The following is a 17,361-nucleotide window of genomic DNA, read 5'->3' as shown; positions in this document are numbered from 1 at the left end:
GATAATGAAAAAAGGAAATGGTAAAGCATTTCTACTTTACCATTTCCTTGTAAATATACTAGATTAATATCCAGGATTTTGAACCAATTTATTATTACGGTTCATTTCATCACGATGGATTGGCAAGAAGTACATCTTGTCTAACCACGTTCTGTTTTCTTTACCTGGATCCATTTCAACTACTTTATATGAGTAATCATAGCTGCTTGGATCATACTTATATAAGGTAACTGTTTTGCCTGGTTTCAAAGCACCAAAGACATTGATGATTTTTACCTTAGCACCTAGGGTGTTAGTAGCAATCATCCAGCGACGAGCATCATGGTAGCGATGTTCTTCAAAGGCAAGCTCAACACGACGCTCGTTACGATAACGCTCACGCAAGGCATTGCCACTTTCAGTAACAGCAGGCATACCAGAACGGAAACGGATTTTATTCAACCAAGTACGGGCTTCAGCATCTTGACCTAATTCAATACACGCTTCTACATAGTTCAATACAGCTTCTGTATAGCGGAAGATAGGCCAAGGGATTTGTTGCCAAGTATTTTGGTCTACAATAGAAGGGTTAGGATCGGTAAACTTACGGAAATAATATCCTGTGTAGCTACCATTCCAATCTTCTACGGTACTCTTACGTGTATCTAAACCAAAATAAGAAACCTTACTTGATCCAGAAGAAAGTTCATATTGACCAGTTTGAATTTGGTTCAATGGGTCTTTAGAGGCCACGTCTGCCGTTCTTGGTTTCCAATTAGCTCCATCATACAATAAAGTTGCATAGAAACGTGGATCACGATTGTCATAAGGACTTGCTGCATGATTGGTATTAGACCAAGAGAATTTAGATCCATCCATCATTTCGTAATCATCTACGAAGTTTTGAATAGGAGCATTTCCAGCCCAGTTATGGTAGCCATTTGGACCATTGAACAAACCGATACGACCACCATTTTCCTGCTTAGCATTGATAAAATAACGAGCAAAGATGAGTTCTTTTTCTCCACCATTTTTAGCCAATGAGTTATTTTGGTAGTTCGTAATCGCATCATTTTTCTCTGCAGGGGCAGATAAGTTTAATGCATTACCAAATCCAGGTAAATCCAATACCGCTTTAGCAGCATCTTTGGCTTTTGTCCAACGAGCAGCACGATCGCCAGAAGTATATGCTAAAAGAGCTGGCGTAGGAAAAGCAGCCATCGCAGTTGATTTAGATTTAGCTGTCGTTGCATCATATAAATCACTTGCTCCGTATAAAAGGATACGTGATTTTAATGCTAAACAAGCTGCTCTACTTCCTCTACCACCCGCCAAAGATTTACCATTCAATAAAGCAGCAGCTTCATCACAATCTTTCACGATAAAGTTGATACATTCTTCCATGGTATTTCTTTGAGTTAGGAAGTCGGTATCCGTTAAAGCATAAGCTTTATCCACAATAGGTACACCACCATAGTAGCGAACTAATTGGTGATAGAAATAGGCACGCATGAATTTAGCTTCACCTGTTAAACGCTCCACTAGAGCTGTTGGGAAGGTCGTTGCTTTTTTCAAGTTGGCTAAGGCCAAATTACATGCACGAATACGGGTGTACATGTTTTGCCAGCTAAGTGTACCATTCACCCAACCAATATCAGCAGGGTTAGAGCGTGATTCCGTGATAGTAGTAATACCACGTCCCGGGTGAGTAAAGGATGCTTCATCCGTTAGAGAAGCAAGCATTTGCTCGTCAAATCCACCGTTGCCCAAACCTCCGTACAATTCTGTTACGAAAGCTTCTGCCAAGTTAGGATCAGTCCAAACAACTGATTCTGACAGCTGGTCTAGCGGCTTTGTGTTAACAAAATCGTCATTGCAGCTGGTTAAAACGGTACTAAATAATGCTAGTGCAATGATTATGTTTCTTTTTTTCATAATGAATACGATAGTTTATGAGTTAAAAAGTAGCTGTTAAACCTACGTTTATGATTCTTGACTGAGGATAATACTGTCCTGTTGAATTGGTTGATTCTGGATCGTATACTTTCAATTTGTCAAACGTCAACAAGTTCAAACCATTCGTGTAAACACGACAGTTTTTCAAACCTATTTTAGCCAAAGCAGAAGCAGGAATGTTATATCCAATTTCTAAGTTTTTCAAACGAATGTAGTCGCTACTACGTAACCAATAAGTATTGTTACCTGAATAGTATTGGTCACTACGGTTAGCGATACGAGGATGCTCGCTGCTTGGATTTTCTACTGTCCAACGATTTTGGTAAATATCCAATAAGAAGTTACCAATGTTTCCAGATTCACCAGCACTCACATACTGTTGTGCACCAGCTGCTCCTTGGAACAATACCGTCAAATCAAATCCTTTGTATTGAGCGCCTAAGTTAAAACCACCTTGGAATAAAGGCAATTGAGTGAAGTCATTACGCACTTGATCATCTGGAGTGATTTTTCCATCACCGTTGTAATCTTTGTACTTCATGTCACCCGGACGTAAGGTATTTACGATAGCCTTGTAGTTGATGGTGTTCGCATCAATTTCCGCTTGATCTTTGAATACTCCATCATAGATGTAAGCTTGGTATGTGTACATAGGCTTACCTGTGGTTCTTTGCCAATCTGGAGCGCCTGGAGCTTCATCCCAGAACAAAATTTTGTTCTTAGCGTAACCTCCGTTTATACCTACATTGAATGTTAAGTCACCAATTTGGTCACGGTATCCCAAAGTAAAGTCAAATCCTTGGTTAGAAACCTCACCAATGTTTTGAGCTGGAAGAGTTAAACCAGTCGACTGTGGTACAGAAGCATTTTTTACCCAAAGGATATCGGTTCTTTTGTTGTAGAAATAATCTAATTCAAAAGTCAATTTATTGTTGAATAAAGCTCCTTCTAAACCAATATCTGAGTTAGTAGCAACTTCCCATTTAATATCGTTGTTCGGGATTTTAGTTTCAAACAAGGTCTTAGTTTCAACGTTTCCGATAATGTAAGATCTAAATCCGTAAGTAGATAAATATTGGTAAGTAGCAATTTGGTCATTACCCATTTGTCCCCATGAACCTCTTAACTTTAAGTAGTTGATAACAGGCAAATCGTTTTTGATGAAATTCTCTTCCGACATCACCCATCCTGCCATAACACCAGGGAAGAAACCATAACGAGTTTCTGGAGGGAAAATATCAGAACCATCATAACGCCATAAGAATTCTGCTAAGTATTTCTCTTTGTAGTTATAAGCCACACGACCGAAATAGTTTAAACGAGCTCTTTCATAAGCACCACCACCGTTGTTTTTCTCCAAGTCACCACCAGCAAACATCTGATCTAAAGCCGTTGAGATGAAGAAACGACGGTAAGCATTGAAGTTATCTCCATTAATTGTTTCACGGTTAGTACCTGCTAAAACTGTTAATCCATGATCAGCGAATTTTCTCTCATAGGTGAAAATACCTCCTAACAAGATGTTTAATTGCGTTTCGTTACCCAATGTTAAACGAGGCTCAGCTGGACCACGCTTACTAGCTACTAAGATAGGAGTTACTCCATCTGCTTCGAAGCCTGTTCCTTTTTCATATAATGTCCATGGAGTCTCCCAACGTTTCGTATCTCTGAAACGCTTGTCAATAGCCGCTGTTCCTGTAAATTTCAAACCTTTGATGAATGGAATCTTGATATCCAATTGTCCATTAGTTTGGAAATAACTTTGTTTATCACGGTCATAACCAGTCTGGTTGGTTGTAATAACTACAGGGTTTTCACCATTTTCAATATCTGGACCTGGGCGACCATCTGGCCAGAAAGCTGGCTGGTTTGGTTTTCCACGCATTTGCATACGGAAAATAGCACTGGCTGGCTTAGTTGGGAAGCGACGGTTTTCTTCACGTCCCAAAACACCAATGGATAAGTTGACATTTTCATTAATTTTTGCATCCAAATTCAAACGAAGGTCATATTGTTGATATCCCGTAGCTGAATTTTTGTAGAATGCATCTTGGTTTTGGTATCCCAAAGAAGCCAAGTATTTAATGTTCTCTCCGCCACCGCTCATTTGAAGGTTGTGACGAGATTGAGGAGACCAGGTTTTTAAAGTAGCACCATACCAATCTGTATTAGGATGTAACCACGGGTCAGAACCGTCGTTGTACAACTTCATGTCGGTAGGAGAATAAGGGGCTTTGCGGCCATTGTAAACACCAGTTTCTTTATATGCTTTAGTAGCATCTGCCCATTGGCTTACTGGCAATTGGTAAATGTCCAAGTCATTCAACATACCTGCATATTGTGCGGCATTAGCTAATGCTGGAACAACTGTTGGTTGAGAAAAACCTTGGTTAAACGAGTAAGATAATTCAGGTTTACCTGATTTTCCTTTTTTCGTTGTGATCAAAATAACACCATTGGCAGCACGAGCACCATAAATGGCAGCTGAAGCATCTTTCAAGACAGAAACCGACTCAATGTCCGCTGGGTTAATACGGTCTAAACCACCCGCTCTGTTAGGAATACCATCAATTACGATTAAGGCATCACTATTGTTCAGGGTGTTTGCACCACGAATACGGATGGAAGATCCATCGTAACCAGGCTCACCACTACGGTTAACAGCAACGACACCGGCCATTCTACCAGCTAATGAGTTACTTAAGTTAACACTCGGTGATTTCTGAAGTTCATTTCCTTTGACAGAAACAACTGAACCAGATACGGTAGCTTTTTTCTGAACACCATAACCCACCACAACTACTTCGGATAGGCTTTTGGCATCTGGTTTTAAGCTAACATTAATAACACTCTGATTTCCAACAGTTACTTCTTTAGGTTCGTAACTCACAAAAGAAAAGAGCAATTTACTTTGAGCGTTGGTAATGCTAATGGAATACTTACCATCAACATTGGTCGTAGTTCCTTTACTTGTTTCTTTGAGGATGATGTTGACACCGATGAGCGGTTCGCCTTTTTCATCGGTAACCGTACCAGTTACCGTAGACACTTTGCCTTGACCCATGGAAATCCATGACATCGACAACAAAAATGCCAAAAGCAAAACCGCATTACTGCTAATAAATTTTGTTTTCATACAAACGATGGTTAAATGGTTAATCGACACAATAGGTCTATTGGTCGACGGAATTAAGGCAGAAATATATAGCAACTATTTTGAAATTTTACTACATGAAGCAAGAGGTAAATCATTTATTTATCTAACGGAAAGGTTTATTTGGCGGTAATTTATTGGAATAGTACAATATTTAGCAATTTTAATGATGCAGTTTAAGTGCAAATAAGTGCTTCTAAATACCCATTTTTCAGGCACTTAGGAGATTTTTGAACGTATATGTATATATGTTTGGCTTTTTTGCTACTTCAAATTTTTCAAGAAAAAGGTCAATTCTATTTATTAAAATTTTTTAAGAAATTGTTTGTAAAGTTTTTTTACATGCTGTTACGTAAAGTCTAAATTTAATTTGACACCAATAAATTCACACTATTTTTTTCCAATGGCCTAGAGGATATCACCTTCGATTTCCGTTGGCTCCATTTATAAGGAGAACCATGGGTCTTTTAGGAATCTCTATTAAGCTTCCAATTAAAGAAGGACAGAAATTGTTTTTAAGACGAGCCTGTGTCGATCTATTCCATCTAGCTGATTTTGAGTAGGATATGGTTTCTTATTTAAAATAATTCTAAATAATATCATTTCTTATTTGGAATTACTCTAAATAAGAAATAGCTTTGTTTATTATTTATAATTAGTCTACATAAAATTAATACAATTAACATGCCTAAAAATAACTTGAAAATGCATTTTGCGTGGCTTTTAGCCATATTATTGGGATTTTCTTCCTGTGAAAATAGTCCAGAAGTGGTCCCAAATCTTCGTTCAAAATTGGACTATAGTCTATTAACTACAAGCACTCCTTATAAGCAGTATTTCATCGATGCTAAAGGAGATACCACCGTGGATTTTAAATCAGGAAACACTCGATACAAAATGTTCCAAGCATTGAACTATTATCTTGGAGCCGCTGTACGAGACAATAAGGCATTAGATGCCAATTTAATGAAAACCATGTTTGCCAATTCTGGAAATTCATTTACAGATATTACTAGCTTAAAAATTGTTGGAACAGATTTAAACACATCCGGATTCTCTTTAAGAAGTATTACAGCATCATCTAAATCCAGTAGTGAGGCCGAATTAGCTCGCACTCGATTGGATGCTTTATTTGGAGAAATGGCAACGGTGAGTAATTCTTTTGCGAATACTGCCTCCAAAGGAGTAGCTGGTAAATTGGGAACTTATTTAGTTGATGCCAAAGGAATTGAAACAGCCCAAATCATTCAGAAATCCTTGATTGGAGCTTTACAGATTGATTATATTGGCAATGTATTGCTAAATACGGGTTTAAGTGCTGATAATTATACTGTGGTTTCAGGGAAGAAGTATTCTGCCTTAGAACATAATTGGGATGAGGCCTATGCTTTATTGACTCTGAATCCCATCTATTTAGCTGGTTCTACAGATGCAGTTCGTGGAACGTCAGAATCATTTTTGGGTTCCTATATCTGGGAATACAACAAGGCCAACTATGCCAATTTTCACATGGCATTTTTGAAGGGGCGTGCCGCTATCGTGAATAATGATATAACTGAATTGAAAAAGCAAGCCGCTTTTATCCGAAATGAATCAGAAAAGGCCATCGCTTCTGCTGCGGTAGGTTATTTAGCTAAATGGAAGTCAGGAACTACCGATGCTGCGCGTGCGCATGCTATTGGAGAAGGCTTAGGCTTTATTTATTCTTTGCGATTCTGTACTTCATATAATGTTGATGCCAAATTTTCAGATGATATTTTGAATGCCCTGATCAATTCGCCTAATGGTTTTTGGGACTTAACTAATGATAAAATTAATGCGGCCTCTGAGGCCATTAGTACCAAGTTTAAATTATAATACATACCATAATGCCATGGATTCATCTAATCCATGGCATTTATTAATCTGAATTATTGAATGAAAAAGTATTTATTAATTGTATTGACAGGATTGATTTGGGCATGTGGAAGCAATGGAACGGGAACCGATGAACCAACTCCACAAGAAGATGGGAAGGACCGAAAAGCCATTCTCATTCATTTAGCCGATCATGTTATTATACCATCCTATGCTAATTTCAAATTGAAATTAGATGCGATGTTAGCCAAGTCGGATGCATTTACTAGTCAGCCTAACACGGCCAACTTACAAGCTTTTCGTTCAGCATGGATTGAGGCTTATATCGAATGGCAGAAAGTTGAATTATTTGATTTTGGACCAGCAGAAAAGCAAACGATCCGTAATTTTTTTAATATCTATCCAGCCAATGAAATCGGGATTCAGTCTAACATAGCAGATCCTGCTGCTAATTTGGAAGTTCCGGCTTCGTATGCGCAACAAGGCTTTCCTGCTTTGGATTTTTTAATTAATGGGGTGGCTAAAACTGATGAGGAAATTGTAGCATATTATTTGACTCCAATTGAAGGCACCAAGCGAATTGCCTACATCAAAAGGTTGACAACTAGGATGAACTCATTATTGGATAAAGTAATCAACGAATGGAACACTACCTATCGCGAAACCTATGTAAGTAAAACGGGCTTAGATATTTCCTCTTCTACTTCTTTAATGATTAATGGATTTGTTCTTCATTATGAGCGATTTATTCGATCAGGTAAATTTGGAATTCCTTCAGGAGCCATGTTAAATGGAGTAGTAGCTCCGGAAAAAGTGGAGGCATTTTATAAAAAAGATATCTCCCTGGTTTTGGCAAAAACAGCACACCAAGCCTACGTTGATTTTTTCAATGGAAAAGCCGTGAAAACAGGTTTGGAAGGCCCATCCATTAAAACCTATTTAGATGCATTGAAGGCAAAAGACAGTGCCACTGGTAAAAATTTAAGCGAGATCATCAATGCTCAGCTAGAAGCAACTAAGTTAAAATTAGACGTATTGAAGCCTGATTTATATGAAGAAGTTAAAACTAATAATCAGGCGATGGTGAACGTTTACACCGAGATGCAGAAAACGGTACGCTTGCTGAAAGTGGATATGACTTCTGCCATGAGTATTACCATTACCTATACAGATAATGATGGGGATTAATTCTTACCTCAAAAAAACAAGTTCAGCAGCCCCGTTGGCTGTATTTAGAGTTTGTTTTGGGTTTATGTTAATGGGTAGTTTAATCCGCTTTTGGGCCAAAGGTTGGATAGATTCCTTGTACATAAAACCGACGTATTTTTTTAGCTTTTATGGCTTCGAATGGGTCAAATCTTTGGGAGAATATACCTATGTTCTTTTTTTGATTTGTGGGTTATGTGCTTTTTTTGTGGCTATCGGGCTTTTTTATCGAGTAGCCATCATTGGTCTATTTCTTAGTTTTTCTTACATCGAATTGATCGATAAAAGTACCTACCTCAACCATTATTATTTCATCAGTTTAATTTGTTTGCTTTTAGTTTTTCTACCCGCTCAGGTCTATTTTTCAGTAGATTCTTATCGCAACAAACATATACGAGCTCAATTCATTCCTCAATGGAATATTGATTCCATCAAACTCATGATGGCCATTCTATACTTTTATGCAGGTTTGGCCAAGGTAAATAGTGATTGGCTTTTTCATGCGCAACCTCTAAGTATTTGGCTGCCTGCTAGAAATGATATGCCCATTATCGGTTTTTTGTTTAATTATGCCTGGATTCCTTACCTGTTCTCCTGGTTTGGATGTCTGTATGATTTGAGCATTCCTTTTTTACTTTGGAATAAAAAGTTTCGAATATGGGCATATGTAGCCGTTATTGTTTTTCACGTACTGACTGCTTTATTATTTCCCATTGGGATGTTTCCGCACATCATGATGGTGGCAGCTTTGATCTTTTTTTCAGCAGACTTTCACCAAAAAGTAATTGACCGATTAACATCAATCTTTAGAATACCATCAACGTGGCTACATGATAATTCAAGCTACCAGTCTCCCCGATTTCTACATGTTGGCTTTGTGGTGTTTTTTATATTTCAAATGGCTTTCCCATTTAGATACCTGGCCTACCCCGGCGAATTATTTTGGACAGAAGAAGGCTACCGATTTTCTTGGCGAGTTATGCTCATGGAAAAAGCTGGTTATGCTCAGTTTACCGTGAAGGGAACAAATGGCCTGCAAGCCGTTGTCAATAATAATCTTCATTTGAGCACTTTGCAAGAAAAAATGATGAGTACACAACCCGATATGATCTTACAGTATGCTCATCACTTACGCGATTATTATGCCAATATGGGCTTTACTTCTCCTCAAGTATATGTAGACTCTTATGTAGCCTTAAATGGACGATTGGGGAAACCCATGATAAGTCCGCATACTGACTTAGCCAAGGAGCAAGATTCTTTTTCTCATAAAACATGGATATTACCCTTCAATGATACGATCAAAGGTTTTTAACACATTAGCATTTTGTTTAGTAGGATTTGGGCTAATGGCTCAATATAGTATTTCAGGGAAGATATATTTGCGCAAAGCGGCTATTCCTTTAGCTGGATGTCAGGTATACTTGAACCAAGGAAATCCGATGACTCAAAGCAACGAGAAAGGGGAGTTTATCATTAAAAATGTAGCCCGAGGATCTCATGTCCTTCATACTTTATCTCCGAATTTTCAATCCATCCAACAAGAAATTAATATTCAGAATAAAGATATCACGCTAGAACTGTTTGTGGACTCCTTGGATGTCACATTAAATGAGGTGTTGGTTACGCAAAAGCAAACGGATTTTGGATTTACACGCATGCGCGCCGTGGAAAGTCTAGGAATTTATGAGGGCAAAAAGACGGAAGTTATTTTACCCGAACAATTAGTTGCCAATTTGGCCACGAATAATGCCCGACAAGTTTTTTCCCGAGTAGCTGGATTAAATATATGGGAAAATGATGGAGCTGGTTTACAGCTAAGTATTGGAGGAAGAGGTTTGGACCCAAATCGTACGTCCAATTTTAATGTGCGACAAAATGGCTATGACATCAGCGCGGATGCATTAGGATATCCTGAAAGCTATTATACGCCACCTATTGAAGCCGTTGGAAGGATTCAAATTGTTCGAGGAGCAGCTTCTTTGCAGTATGGGACTCAGTTTGGTGGATTGATCAATTTTGTGATGAAGAAACCTGTACTTGATAGGAAACTAGAATTAGTTGCAAGACAAAGTGTAGGTTCATTTGGTTTTTATAATGCCTTTACGAGTGTAAGCGGTACAAAAAATAAGTTATCCTATTATACTTTTTTTCAATACAAAAGAGCAGATGGTTGGAGACCCAATTCAGATTTTGAAAGCTATAATTTTTATGCCGATGTTGATTATCGATTCTCAGATAAAACCAGTATAGGAATTGATATTACGCACATGAATTATTTGGCACATCAACCAGGAGGACTGACAGATGCTATGTTTGCGGAGAACCCGCGCCAAACCAACCGAGAGCGAAATTGGTTTAAGGTAAATTGGAATTTATGGGCGCTTCATTTTGATCATAAGTTCAATTCAACAAATGAGTTTAATCTGCGATTCTTTGGGCTTTCGGCATATCGTAAATCCTTAGGATTCCGCCCTAATCGGGTTGCGAGTATCGATGATAATTCAGAAAGAGATTTAATTACGGGGGATTTTTCCAATTGGGGAGCAGAAGCCAGGTATTTGAAGCGTTATTACGTTGGTAAAAAATTATTTGTCTTTTTGGCGGGAACGCGTTTTTATCATGGATTCAATCATAGTGTCCAAGGACTAGGCAGTCGGGGTAAATCAGCGGATTTTGACTTTATTAATTCAAAGGAAGGAATTGCCAATGATTATAGTTTTCCCAATAATAACACGTCCTTGTTTTTCGAAAATATCTTTTACTTAAGTGATAAATTCTCCATTACACCTGGTTTGCGTTGGGAATACATTCATACTCGCGCTGATGGATTTTATGGTAATATACAATTTGATTTAGCAGGAAATATCATTTCAGCTACTAGAACAAACGAGTCTCGCACGAATGAACGATCTTTTGTTTTAGGAGGAATAGGTTTTAGTTATAAGCCAAGTTCTCATTTGGAATGGTATAGCAATGTGTCACAAAATTATCGATCAATCACTTTCAGTGACATGCGAATTGCTAATCCTTCATCCGTGATAGATCCTGATATGAAAGATGAAAAAGGTTATTCGGTGGATTTAGGTTTGAGGACCTATGAAACAACCTGGTATAATTTTGATATCAGTGCTTTTTATTTGAATTACAATAACCGAATTGGAGAAGTGCAGTTTTATGATGCTAGCAATCGTGTTTTGAGAAGGAGAAGTAATATTGGTCAGGCGGTTATCATGGGCTTAGAATCTTATGGTGAAATTGATCTATTACGCTGGGCACTTCCAGAGGAAGAGGAGGCGAGTGCGGTAGTATTTGCTAACATAGCCTATATTCAATCTGAGTATAAGGCAAGTCAGATTGCAGGTATCGTAGGGAAGCAAGTGGAATTCGTGCCCAAGGTTAATATTAAAACGGGATTAAGGGTAGGGAATAAAAAATGGAAAGCCTCTTTTCAATACACGTATTTATCCGATCAATTTACAGAAGCCACGAACGCCAGAGAAGGAGGAGTTTCTGCGGTAGTGGGTTTAATACCTGCGTATAACATCTTGGATGCGGGAGTTTCTTATCAATTGGGTCGTTATAAAGTGGAGGCGAATATCAATAACCTGGCAAATACCATGTATTTCACTCGTCGTGCCACTGGCTATCCAGGACCTGGAATTTTACCATCAGATGGTCGAAGTTTTTATCTAACAGTTCAAGGAAAATTCTAACGCTGGCAAGGTTCCAAACCTTGACAGCGTTGGGAAAACGATTTTTATTTCAGTATTATTTTATGGCACGTTTTAATTATCAACTCATTGATAATTAAGGGTTAGTATCTGTTTTTGTTTGGTAGATTTATCAATAAGTTGATAAAATCGACCATCGAACAAGAAGGGGAGATGACAGCAGGTTTTAATTCAATTTGAACTTGATACTTTTACAAAAAATAAAACCTGCTATGAGACTTTTCCTAATTTGTATTACCGCTGTCAGTTTAGGGGTAGCCTGTAAAAATGCAAGTGAAAATATTACACCCACATCGAGCGTAGCTGTTCCAGCTGTGTATTCCAAAATTTATGGAGCTACTTCCATTACGAATGATGGGACTTACATTACCATTAAAACTACGGGTGTTCCTGACCATAAAAGTGCCTATTTTGCTAGTTCAAACGCACTGTACGAGGCGTTTACTGGGAAAACATTTGGAGGCAATAACTTTGCGAAAAACCCCAATTCCATTTCTACTCAATCATTTACTTTTAAAATACCTGTAAATCCACAAGTAGACGCATCACACAAGGCCACACCACTAGGTCCTATCGGCGTAGCGCTCAATGGGGTTCCTCTATTTAATCAATATGCAGGTCCTAGTCAACCTTTAACTAATGAGGTAAACGGATTTGATCAATATTGGGGCCATCCTCAGCAAACAGGATCTTATCATTACCATGTTGAGCCTTTATACTTGACTCAAGTGAAAGCATCAAAGTCATCCTTATTAGGGTTTTTACTAGATGGATTTCCTGTTTATGGTCCTGAAGAAGGAGGTCAAGTGGTGCAAAATTCTTCACTAGATGCATATCATGGTCATTCGCATAGTACTGATGAGTATCCCAATGGAATTTATCATTATCATATAACTAGTACAGATCCCTATATCAATGGAAGTGGATTTTACGGAAGTGCGGGTACTGTTTCTCAGTAGTATCCTAGCAAGTAGTTTTTTAAGCTGTCAACCTAAAGAAGAAATGATGGTCAATGCTACTCAGGCGAAAGTCGCTTGGGTTGCAGGGAGGATGACATTGAACAATGAAGTTTTTTCAGGGGCCCTATTTCAAATTTATCCGAATACAAAAGATACCGCTAGTGTGGAACATTATGTGCAAGGGCTAGAAGATGGAATATGGAGAAAGTATTATCCATCAGGCCAATTATATGAAATTAGAGCTTATGACCACGGTAAAAAAACAGGCACCTATGAAGCTTGGTGGGAGAATGGGAAACGGATGCGTGTATTTGAATTTGACAATGATGAATACCAAGGAGTTTGTAGGGAATGGAATATAGAAGGGCAATTAATTAGAGAAATGCATTATGAAAAAGGACATGAGCAAGGAGCTCAAAAAATGTTTTACGATAATGGAAAAATTAGATCCAACTACCTGGTCCTGGATGGCAGACGCTATGGGCTTTTGGGAACGAAAAACTGTCGAAATATTTCTGAGAAAGTCTTTAGTAATTAGCTTGCTTACTAGCTTAGCTGCTTGTCAAAGTAGAGATCAAGTATCGACCATTCCTTATTATAATAGTCCCGATTTTAGCCCACATTTTCTGGATAAAACAGAGGCGAAAGGCCAAATTATGCACCATATTGATCATTTTTATTTGAAGGATCAACATGGGAAAACTATTTCTCACGACAATATCAAAGGAAAAATTCATTTAGCACAATTCATTTTTACGCGATGTGGAAATATTTGTCCTGAAATGATTTCCCAAATGAAGACTGTCGCTAAAAAATTCAGCGCCAATCCTGATGTGGAATTATTATCTTATTCGGTAACTCCTTGGATTGATGACGTTCCAACCTTGAGAAAATTTGCTGAAGAAAAGCAAATAGACTCTCCCAATTGGCACTTGTTAACTGGCTCCAAATCTGTTATTTATAATTTAGCTCGGAAATCCTATTTTGCCGAAGAAGAATTGGGGTATTCCAAGGACAGTTCCGAGTTTTTGCATACGGAACATATGATTTTAGTAGATCGAGATGGCAGAATTCGAGGAGTCTACAATGGGACTTTACCTTTAGAAGCAGAACAATGTGTCAAGGATATGGAAAAGTTATTATCCGAAAATTAAAATTCTCTTTATTTAGAGGAAGAAATCGTCCATTTATTAGTCAATTTTTATTTCCTTTGGGCCAATAAACCTATTTAAATGATCGGCCACGAATTTCGGAATGCCTTGAGAAAAGGTAGTCCTATATATGGAACTCTATTGACTTCCACTTCCCCCAAAAGCTTTGATGTGGTACTAAGCCTACATCTGGACTTTGTGTTTTTATGTGCAGAGCATGTTTCCTATAATCCAGAAACCTTAAGTTGGATGTGCCGAGCTTTTAAAGCTGCAGGCATCAATCCCGTAGTTCGTATTTTAGAACCTAGTCCTTATTTAGCTACCCAAGCTTTAGATGCTGGTGCGGGCGCCATTTTAGTGCCCTATGTAGAAGATGAGGAGGAAGTACTACAATTGGTGGGGGCCGTCAAGTATCGACCATTGAAGGGGAAAAAATTAGCTAGAATTTTACATGGGGAAGAAAAACCTTCAGCTGAATTAGCTCAATACCTTCAACAGCACAATCGTAATAACACCTTGCTGCTGAACATCGAAAGTGAATCTGCTGTTAAGAACTTGGAGCTTTTTGCGCAAATACCTTCCATCGACGGACCGGGTGTCGATGGTTTTGTGATTGGACCACATGATTTATCAACGTCTTACGAAATGCCTGAAGCATATCATTCAGCAGAATTTATGGAATTATCTACCTCCATCATTAAAAAGGCGAAATCATTGGGTGTCTCCGTTGGTGGACATACGGGCTATCGAGGGAGCTTGGACTTGCAGAAAGATTGGGTCAAGGCTGGTGCAAATATCATGTTGCACTGTTCGGATATGTTGTTATTTGCCGATAAATTACAATCAGATTTGAATGAACTTAGGTTAATTCAAGGAGCAGAACAAATAACCCAAGTAAATTCAGAAAGTATTTAAATAATTCCAATTGCAGTATAAAATCTAAACCTTTTACCTATAAACCTTATGAAAATTATTCATTTTCGAAATCTTCTATTTGCCTTTGTTTTGTTTCTTCATCATGGGTTGCTTTCCCAAGTAGTTGATTTTTCCAAAGCAAGCATTGCCGCTTCTTCCGCCATAGCATCTCCGTTTAAAGAAAAAATGATAGCTGTTTTGCAGGAAGAAATAGCTAACAAGACTAACCTTAAATTATCGAGTAGTCCACAGGATAAATCGCCCTTATTATTGTTGGCCCAACAAAATAGCCAAGAAGTGAATGGTTTTACATTACCTACTTTGACCAAAGATGATCAACCGTCTATTCAAAAGGAAGGTTTTCGTTTAGTGCACCAACAAATCGGGGGGAGAGATTTGCTCTGGTTCATTGGGGCTGATCAGCGAGGTCTTTTATTTGCCATTGGTGAGTTTTTGAGAACCGCTGATTTAAGTAATCAAAAAATTCTATTTGATAAAAAGTATGAAAAATCGAGTGCGCCAATGTATGCCATTCGTGGTCATCAAATTGGGTATCGAAATACAGCCAATTCTTGGGACGCTTGGGATTTTAAACAGTTTGAACGCTATTTCAGGGATTTAGCCTTTTTTGGGACGAATGCCATTGAAAATATCCCCTTTCAAGATGGAGCAGCTAGTCCGCATATGAAAATTAATCGGGAAGAAATGCACATTAAAATGAGTCAAATGTGTCAAGCTTACGACTTAGATTACTGGGTTTGGACTCCTGCCGATGTTGATTTGGCAGATCCACAGAAATTCCAAGAAGAACTGAAAGCGCATATTGAATTTTATAAAAATTGTCCAAGATTGGATGGGGTATTTTTCCCTGGCGGCGACCCAGGAGAGAACCATCCTAAATATGTTTTGCCATTTTTAAAAGCAGTAGCTGCTGAATTGAAAAAATACCATCCCAAAGCAGGAGTATGGTTGTCTTTGCAAGGCTTTAACGATGAAGAAGTGAATTACTTCTATGATTATTTAGACCAAAATAAACCAGATTGGTTTACAGGTATTGTCACAGGTCCAAGTAGTCCTGATTTGGCATCTACACGTTTTAGATTAGACAAAAAATACCAGCATCGCCATTACCCAGATTTAACCCATACGGTTCGTTGTCAGTACCCTACGGAGAATTGGGATCAGGCATTTGCCTTAACTGAAGGTAGAGAGGTGACCAATCCTCAGCCATCCTATTACGCTAAAATTCATAATCGATTTGCTCCTTTTACGGATGGGTTTTTATCCTATTCAGATGGTGTTCATGATGATGTGAATAAAGTAATTTGGAGTCAAATGGCATGGAATACAGAAAAGGATGTTCGTCAAGTCATGGTGGAATATGCCCGATATTTCTTTGGCAATTCGGTAGCTGAAGCTGCTGCTGATGGAATTTTGGCTTTGGAAAGAAACTGGGTAGGACCTGTTGAAGAAAATGGAGGGATAGAAACCTCATTTGCTTTTTGGCAAAACTTAGAGAAAAACCATCCTGAATTAAAAGGAAATTGGAGATGGCAGCAATTAGTAATGCGTGCCTATTACGATACTTTTATTAAAAGGAGAAAAATGTATGAACAAGGTTTAGAGAAAGAGGCTAATTTGATTTTAAGTCAAGCTAAGGTATTGGGATCAGAAAAAGCGATGAGTTTAGCTTTAGAGAAAGTAAATCAAGCTGTTCAAAGACCTGCAGCACCAGAATTAAGACAAAAGGTGGTGGACTATTGCGAAGCATTGTATCAATCGATTGGTCTACAAACAAGTGTAGCTAAGTATAAAGCTAGTGGAGCCGAAAGGGGAGCGATACTTGATTTCATTGATTACCCTTTAAATAATCGCTGGTGGTTAGAAGATGAATTTGCAAAGATTCGAAAAATGGCTGATGAAGCGGCAAAGTTGGAACGAATTAACATCATAGCTACTTGGGAAAATCCAGGACCTGGCAGTTATTATGATAACATTTCGGATCAGTTAAAAGGCCCTCGAGTGAAAACGAAAACAGAAGATGCAACCGATGTGGCTTGGTGGGATAATGGATTAAGCAGACGGCGCTTATCAACTCAGTTATTCCAAAATTTCCCAAAGCTTGAATATGAAGATTTAGATCCTAAGGGATCTTATACCATTCGAATTTCTGGACAAGGAGATGCCTTATTGCGTGTGGATGGAGTGCGAGTTAGACCCGTTATATACAATAAAGGGGTAGAGGAATTTAAAGAATTTCAACTTAATCCTAAATTCATCAGCGATGGAAAAATTTCGATTTCCTTTGATGAACCAGAAGAGTCTCATTTAAATTGGAGACAGCACTCCAAGGTATTTGATATCTGGTTGTTGAAAAAATAAGTAGATAAACAGAAGGGCTTGAAATATCATATTTCAGGCCCTTTTTTCATTTTAATGAGTACTTAGAA

General features: G+C 38.2%; 11 protein-coding genes. 9 read left to right on the top strand and 2 right to left on the bottom strand.

Annotated elements, in window-relative coordinates:
- Positions 1 to 63: 63 nt before the first annotated feature.
- Both HME7025_RS10630 and HME7025_RS10625 read right to left on the bottom strand, forming a co-directional pair.
- Positions 64 to 1,914, bottom strand: coding sequence for a RagB/SusD family nutrient uptake outer membrane protein (locus HME7025_RS10630; protein WP_109323836.1), 1,851 nt, complete (start codon positions 1,912 to 1,914; stop codon positions 64 to 66).
- Positions 1,915 to 1,936: 22 nt separating this feature from the next.
- Positions 1,937 to 5,071, bottom strand: coding sequence for a SusC/RagA family TonB-linked outer membrane protein (locus tag HME7025_RS10625; protein WP_193495315.1), 3,135 nt, complete (start codon positions 5,069 to 5,071; stop codon positions 1,937 to 1,939).
- Positions 5,072 to 5,773: 702 nt separating this feature from the next.
- Here HME7025_RS10625 and HME7025_RS10615 point away from each other — a divergent pair.
- From HME7025_RS10615 to HME7025_RS10575, 9 genes are all read left to right on the top strand, one after another.
- Positions 5,774 to 6,946: a DUF4856 domain-containing protein gene (locus tag HME7025_RS10615; protein WP_226998215.1), complete on the top strand. Its 1,173-nt coding sequence runs from the start codon at positions 5,774 to 5,776 to the stop codon at positions 6,944 to 6,946.
- A 60-nt stretch (positions 6,947 to 7,006) separates the two neighbouring features.
- On the top strand, positions 7,007 to 8,134 hold the full coding sequence (locus HME7025_RS10610; protein ID WP_109323828.1) for an imelysin family protein: 1,128 nt from the start codon (positions 7,007 to 7,009) through the stop codon (positions 8,132 to 8,134).
- Positions 8,121 to 9,467: an HTTM domain-containing protein gene (locus HME7025_RS10605; protein WP_109323827.1), complete on the top strand. Its 1,347-nt coding sequence runs from the start codon at positions 8,121 to 8,123 to the stop codon at positions 9,465 to 9,467. The genes HME7025_RS10610 and HME7025_RS10605 overlap by 14 nt, the downstream gene beginning before the upstream one ends.
- On the top strand, positions 9,445 to 11,868 hold the full coding sequence (locus HME7025_RS10600; protein WP_109323826.1) for a TonB-dependent receptor domain-containing protein: 2,424 nt from the start codon (positions 9,445 to 9,447) through the stop codon (positions 11,866 to 11,868). Before HME7025_RS10605 ends, HME7025_RS10600 begins: the two co-directional genes overlap by 23 nt.
- A 230-nt stretch (positions 11,869 to 12,098) precedes the next feature.
- Positions 12,099 to 12,845 carry a YHYH protein gene (locus HME7025_RS10595; RefSeq protein ID WP_109323823.1) on the top strand — a complete coding sequence of 249 codons (747 nt, stop codon included), beginning with the start codon at positions 12,099 to 12,101 and terminating at the stop codon, positions 12,843 to 12,845.
- A complete protein-coding gene (locus HME7025_RS10590; protein ID WP_109323822.1) occupies positions 12,802 to 13,383 on the top strand; it encodes a toxin-antitoxin system YwqK family antitoxin in 582 nt (193 codons plus the stop codon). The genes HME7025_RS10595 and HME7025_RS10590 overlap by 44 nt, the downstream gene beginning before the upstream one ends.
- Position 13,384: 1 nt before the next feature.
- Positions 13,385 to 13,999: an SCO family protein gene (locus HME7025_RS10585; RefSeq protein ID WP_226998213.1), complete on the top strand. Its 615-nt coding sequence runs from the start codon at positions 13,385 to 13,387 to the stop codon at positions 13,997 to 13,999.
- Between the two features lie 78 nt (positions 14,000 to 14,077).
- Positions 14,078 to 14,911, top strand: a complete 834-nt coding sequence (locus tag HME7025_RS10580) for an HpcH/HpaI aldolase family protein (RefSeq protein WP_109323820.1) — start codon at positions 14,078 to 14,080, stop codon at positions 14,909 to 14,911.
- Between the two features lie 48 nt (positions 14,912 to 14,959).
- Positions 14,960 to 17,293 (top strand): hypothetical protein, encoded by a 2,334-nt coding sequence (locus HME7025_RS10575; protein ID WP_109323808.1) that lies wholly within the window; start codon positions 14,960 to 14,962, stop codon positions 17,291 to 17,293.
- The last annotated feature ends 68 nt before the right edge of the window (positions 17,294 to 17,361 follow it).

Origin of the sequence: Aquirufa nivalisilvae (assembly GCF_003143535.1) — a bacterium.
Lineage (GTDB): Bacteria > Bacteroidota > Bacteroidia > Cytophagales > Spirosomataceae > Aquirufa > Aquirufa nivalisilvae.
This window is presented reverse-complemented; position numbering and strand designations above follow the sequence as displayed.

What these genes read in the sequence shown, in the direction of transcription:
- HME7025_RS10630 (WP_109323836.1), bottom strand. Translation starts at nt 1,914, where the DNA reads ATGAAAAAAAGAAACATAATCATTGCACTAGCATTATTTAGTACCGTT.
- HME7025_RS10625 (WP_193495315.1), bottom strand. Translation starts at nt 5,071, where the DNA reads ATGAAAACAAAATTTATTAGCAGTAATGCGGTTTTGCTTTTGGCATTT.
- HME7025_RS10615 (WP_226998215.1), top strand. Translation starts at nt 5,774, where the DNA reads ATGCCTAAAAATAACTTGAAAATGCATTTTGCGTGGCTTTTAGCCATA.
- HME7025_RS10610 (WP_109323828.1), top strand. Translation starts at nt 7,007, where the DNA reads ATGAAAAAGTATTTATTAATTGTATTGACAGGATTGATTTGGGCATGT.
- HME7025_RS10605 (WP_109323827.1), top strand. Translation starts at nt 8,121, where the DNA reads ATGATGGGGATTAATTCTTACCTCAAAAAAACAAGTTCAGCAGCCCCG.
- HME7025_RS10600 (WP_109323826.1), top strand. Translation starts at nt 9,445, where the DNA reads ATGATACGATCAAAGGTTTTTAACACATTAGCATTTTGTTTAGTAGGA.
- HME7025_RS10595 (WP_109323823.1), top strand. Translation starts at nt 12,099, where the DNA reads ATGAGACTTTTCCTAATTTGTATTACCGCTGTCAGTTTAGGGGTAGCC.
- HME7025_RS10590 (WP_109323822.1), top strand. Translation starts at nt 12,802, where the DNA reads ATGGAAGTGGATTTTACGGAAGTGCGGGTACTGTTTCTCAGTAGTATC.
- HME7025_RS10580 (WP_109323820.1), top strand. Translation starts at nt 14,078, where the DNA reads ATGATCGGCCACGAATTTCGGAATGCCTTGAGAAAAGGTAGTCCTATA.
- HME7025_RS10575 (WP_109323808.1), top strand. Translation starts at nt 14,960, where the DNA reads ATGAAAATTATTCATTTTCGAAATCTTCTATTTGCCTTTGTTTTGTTT.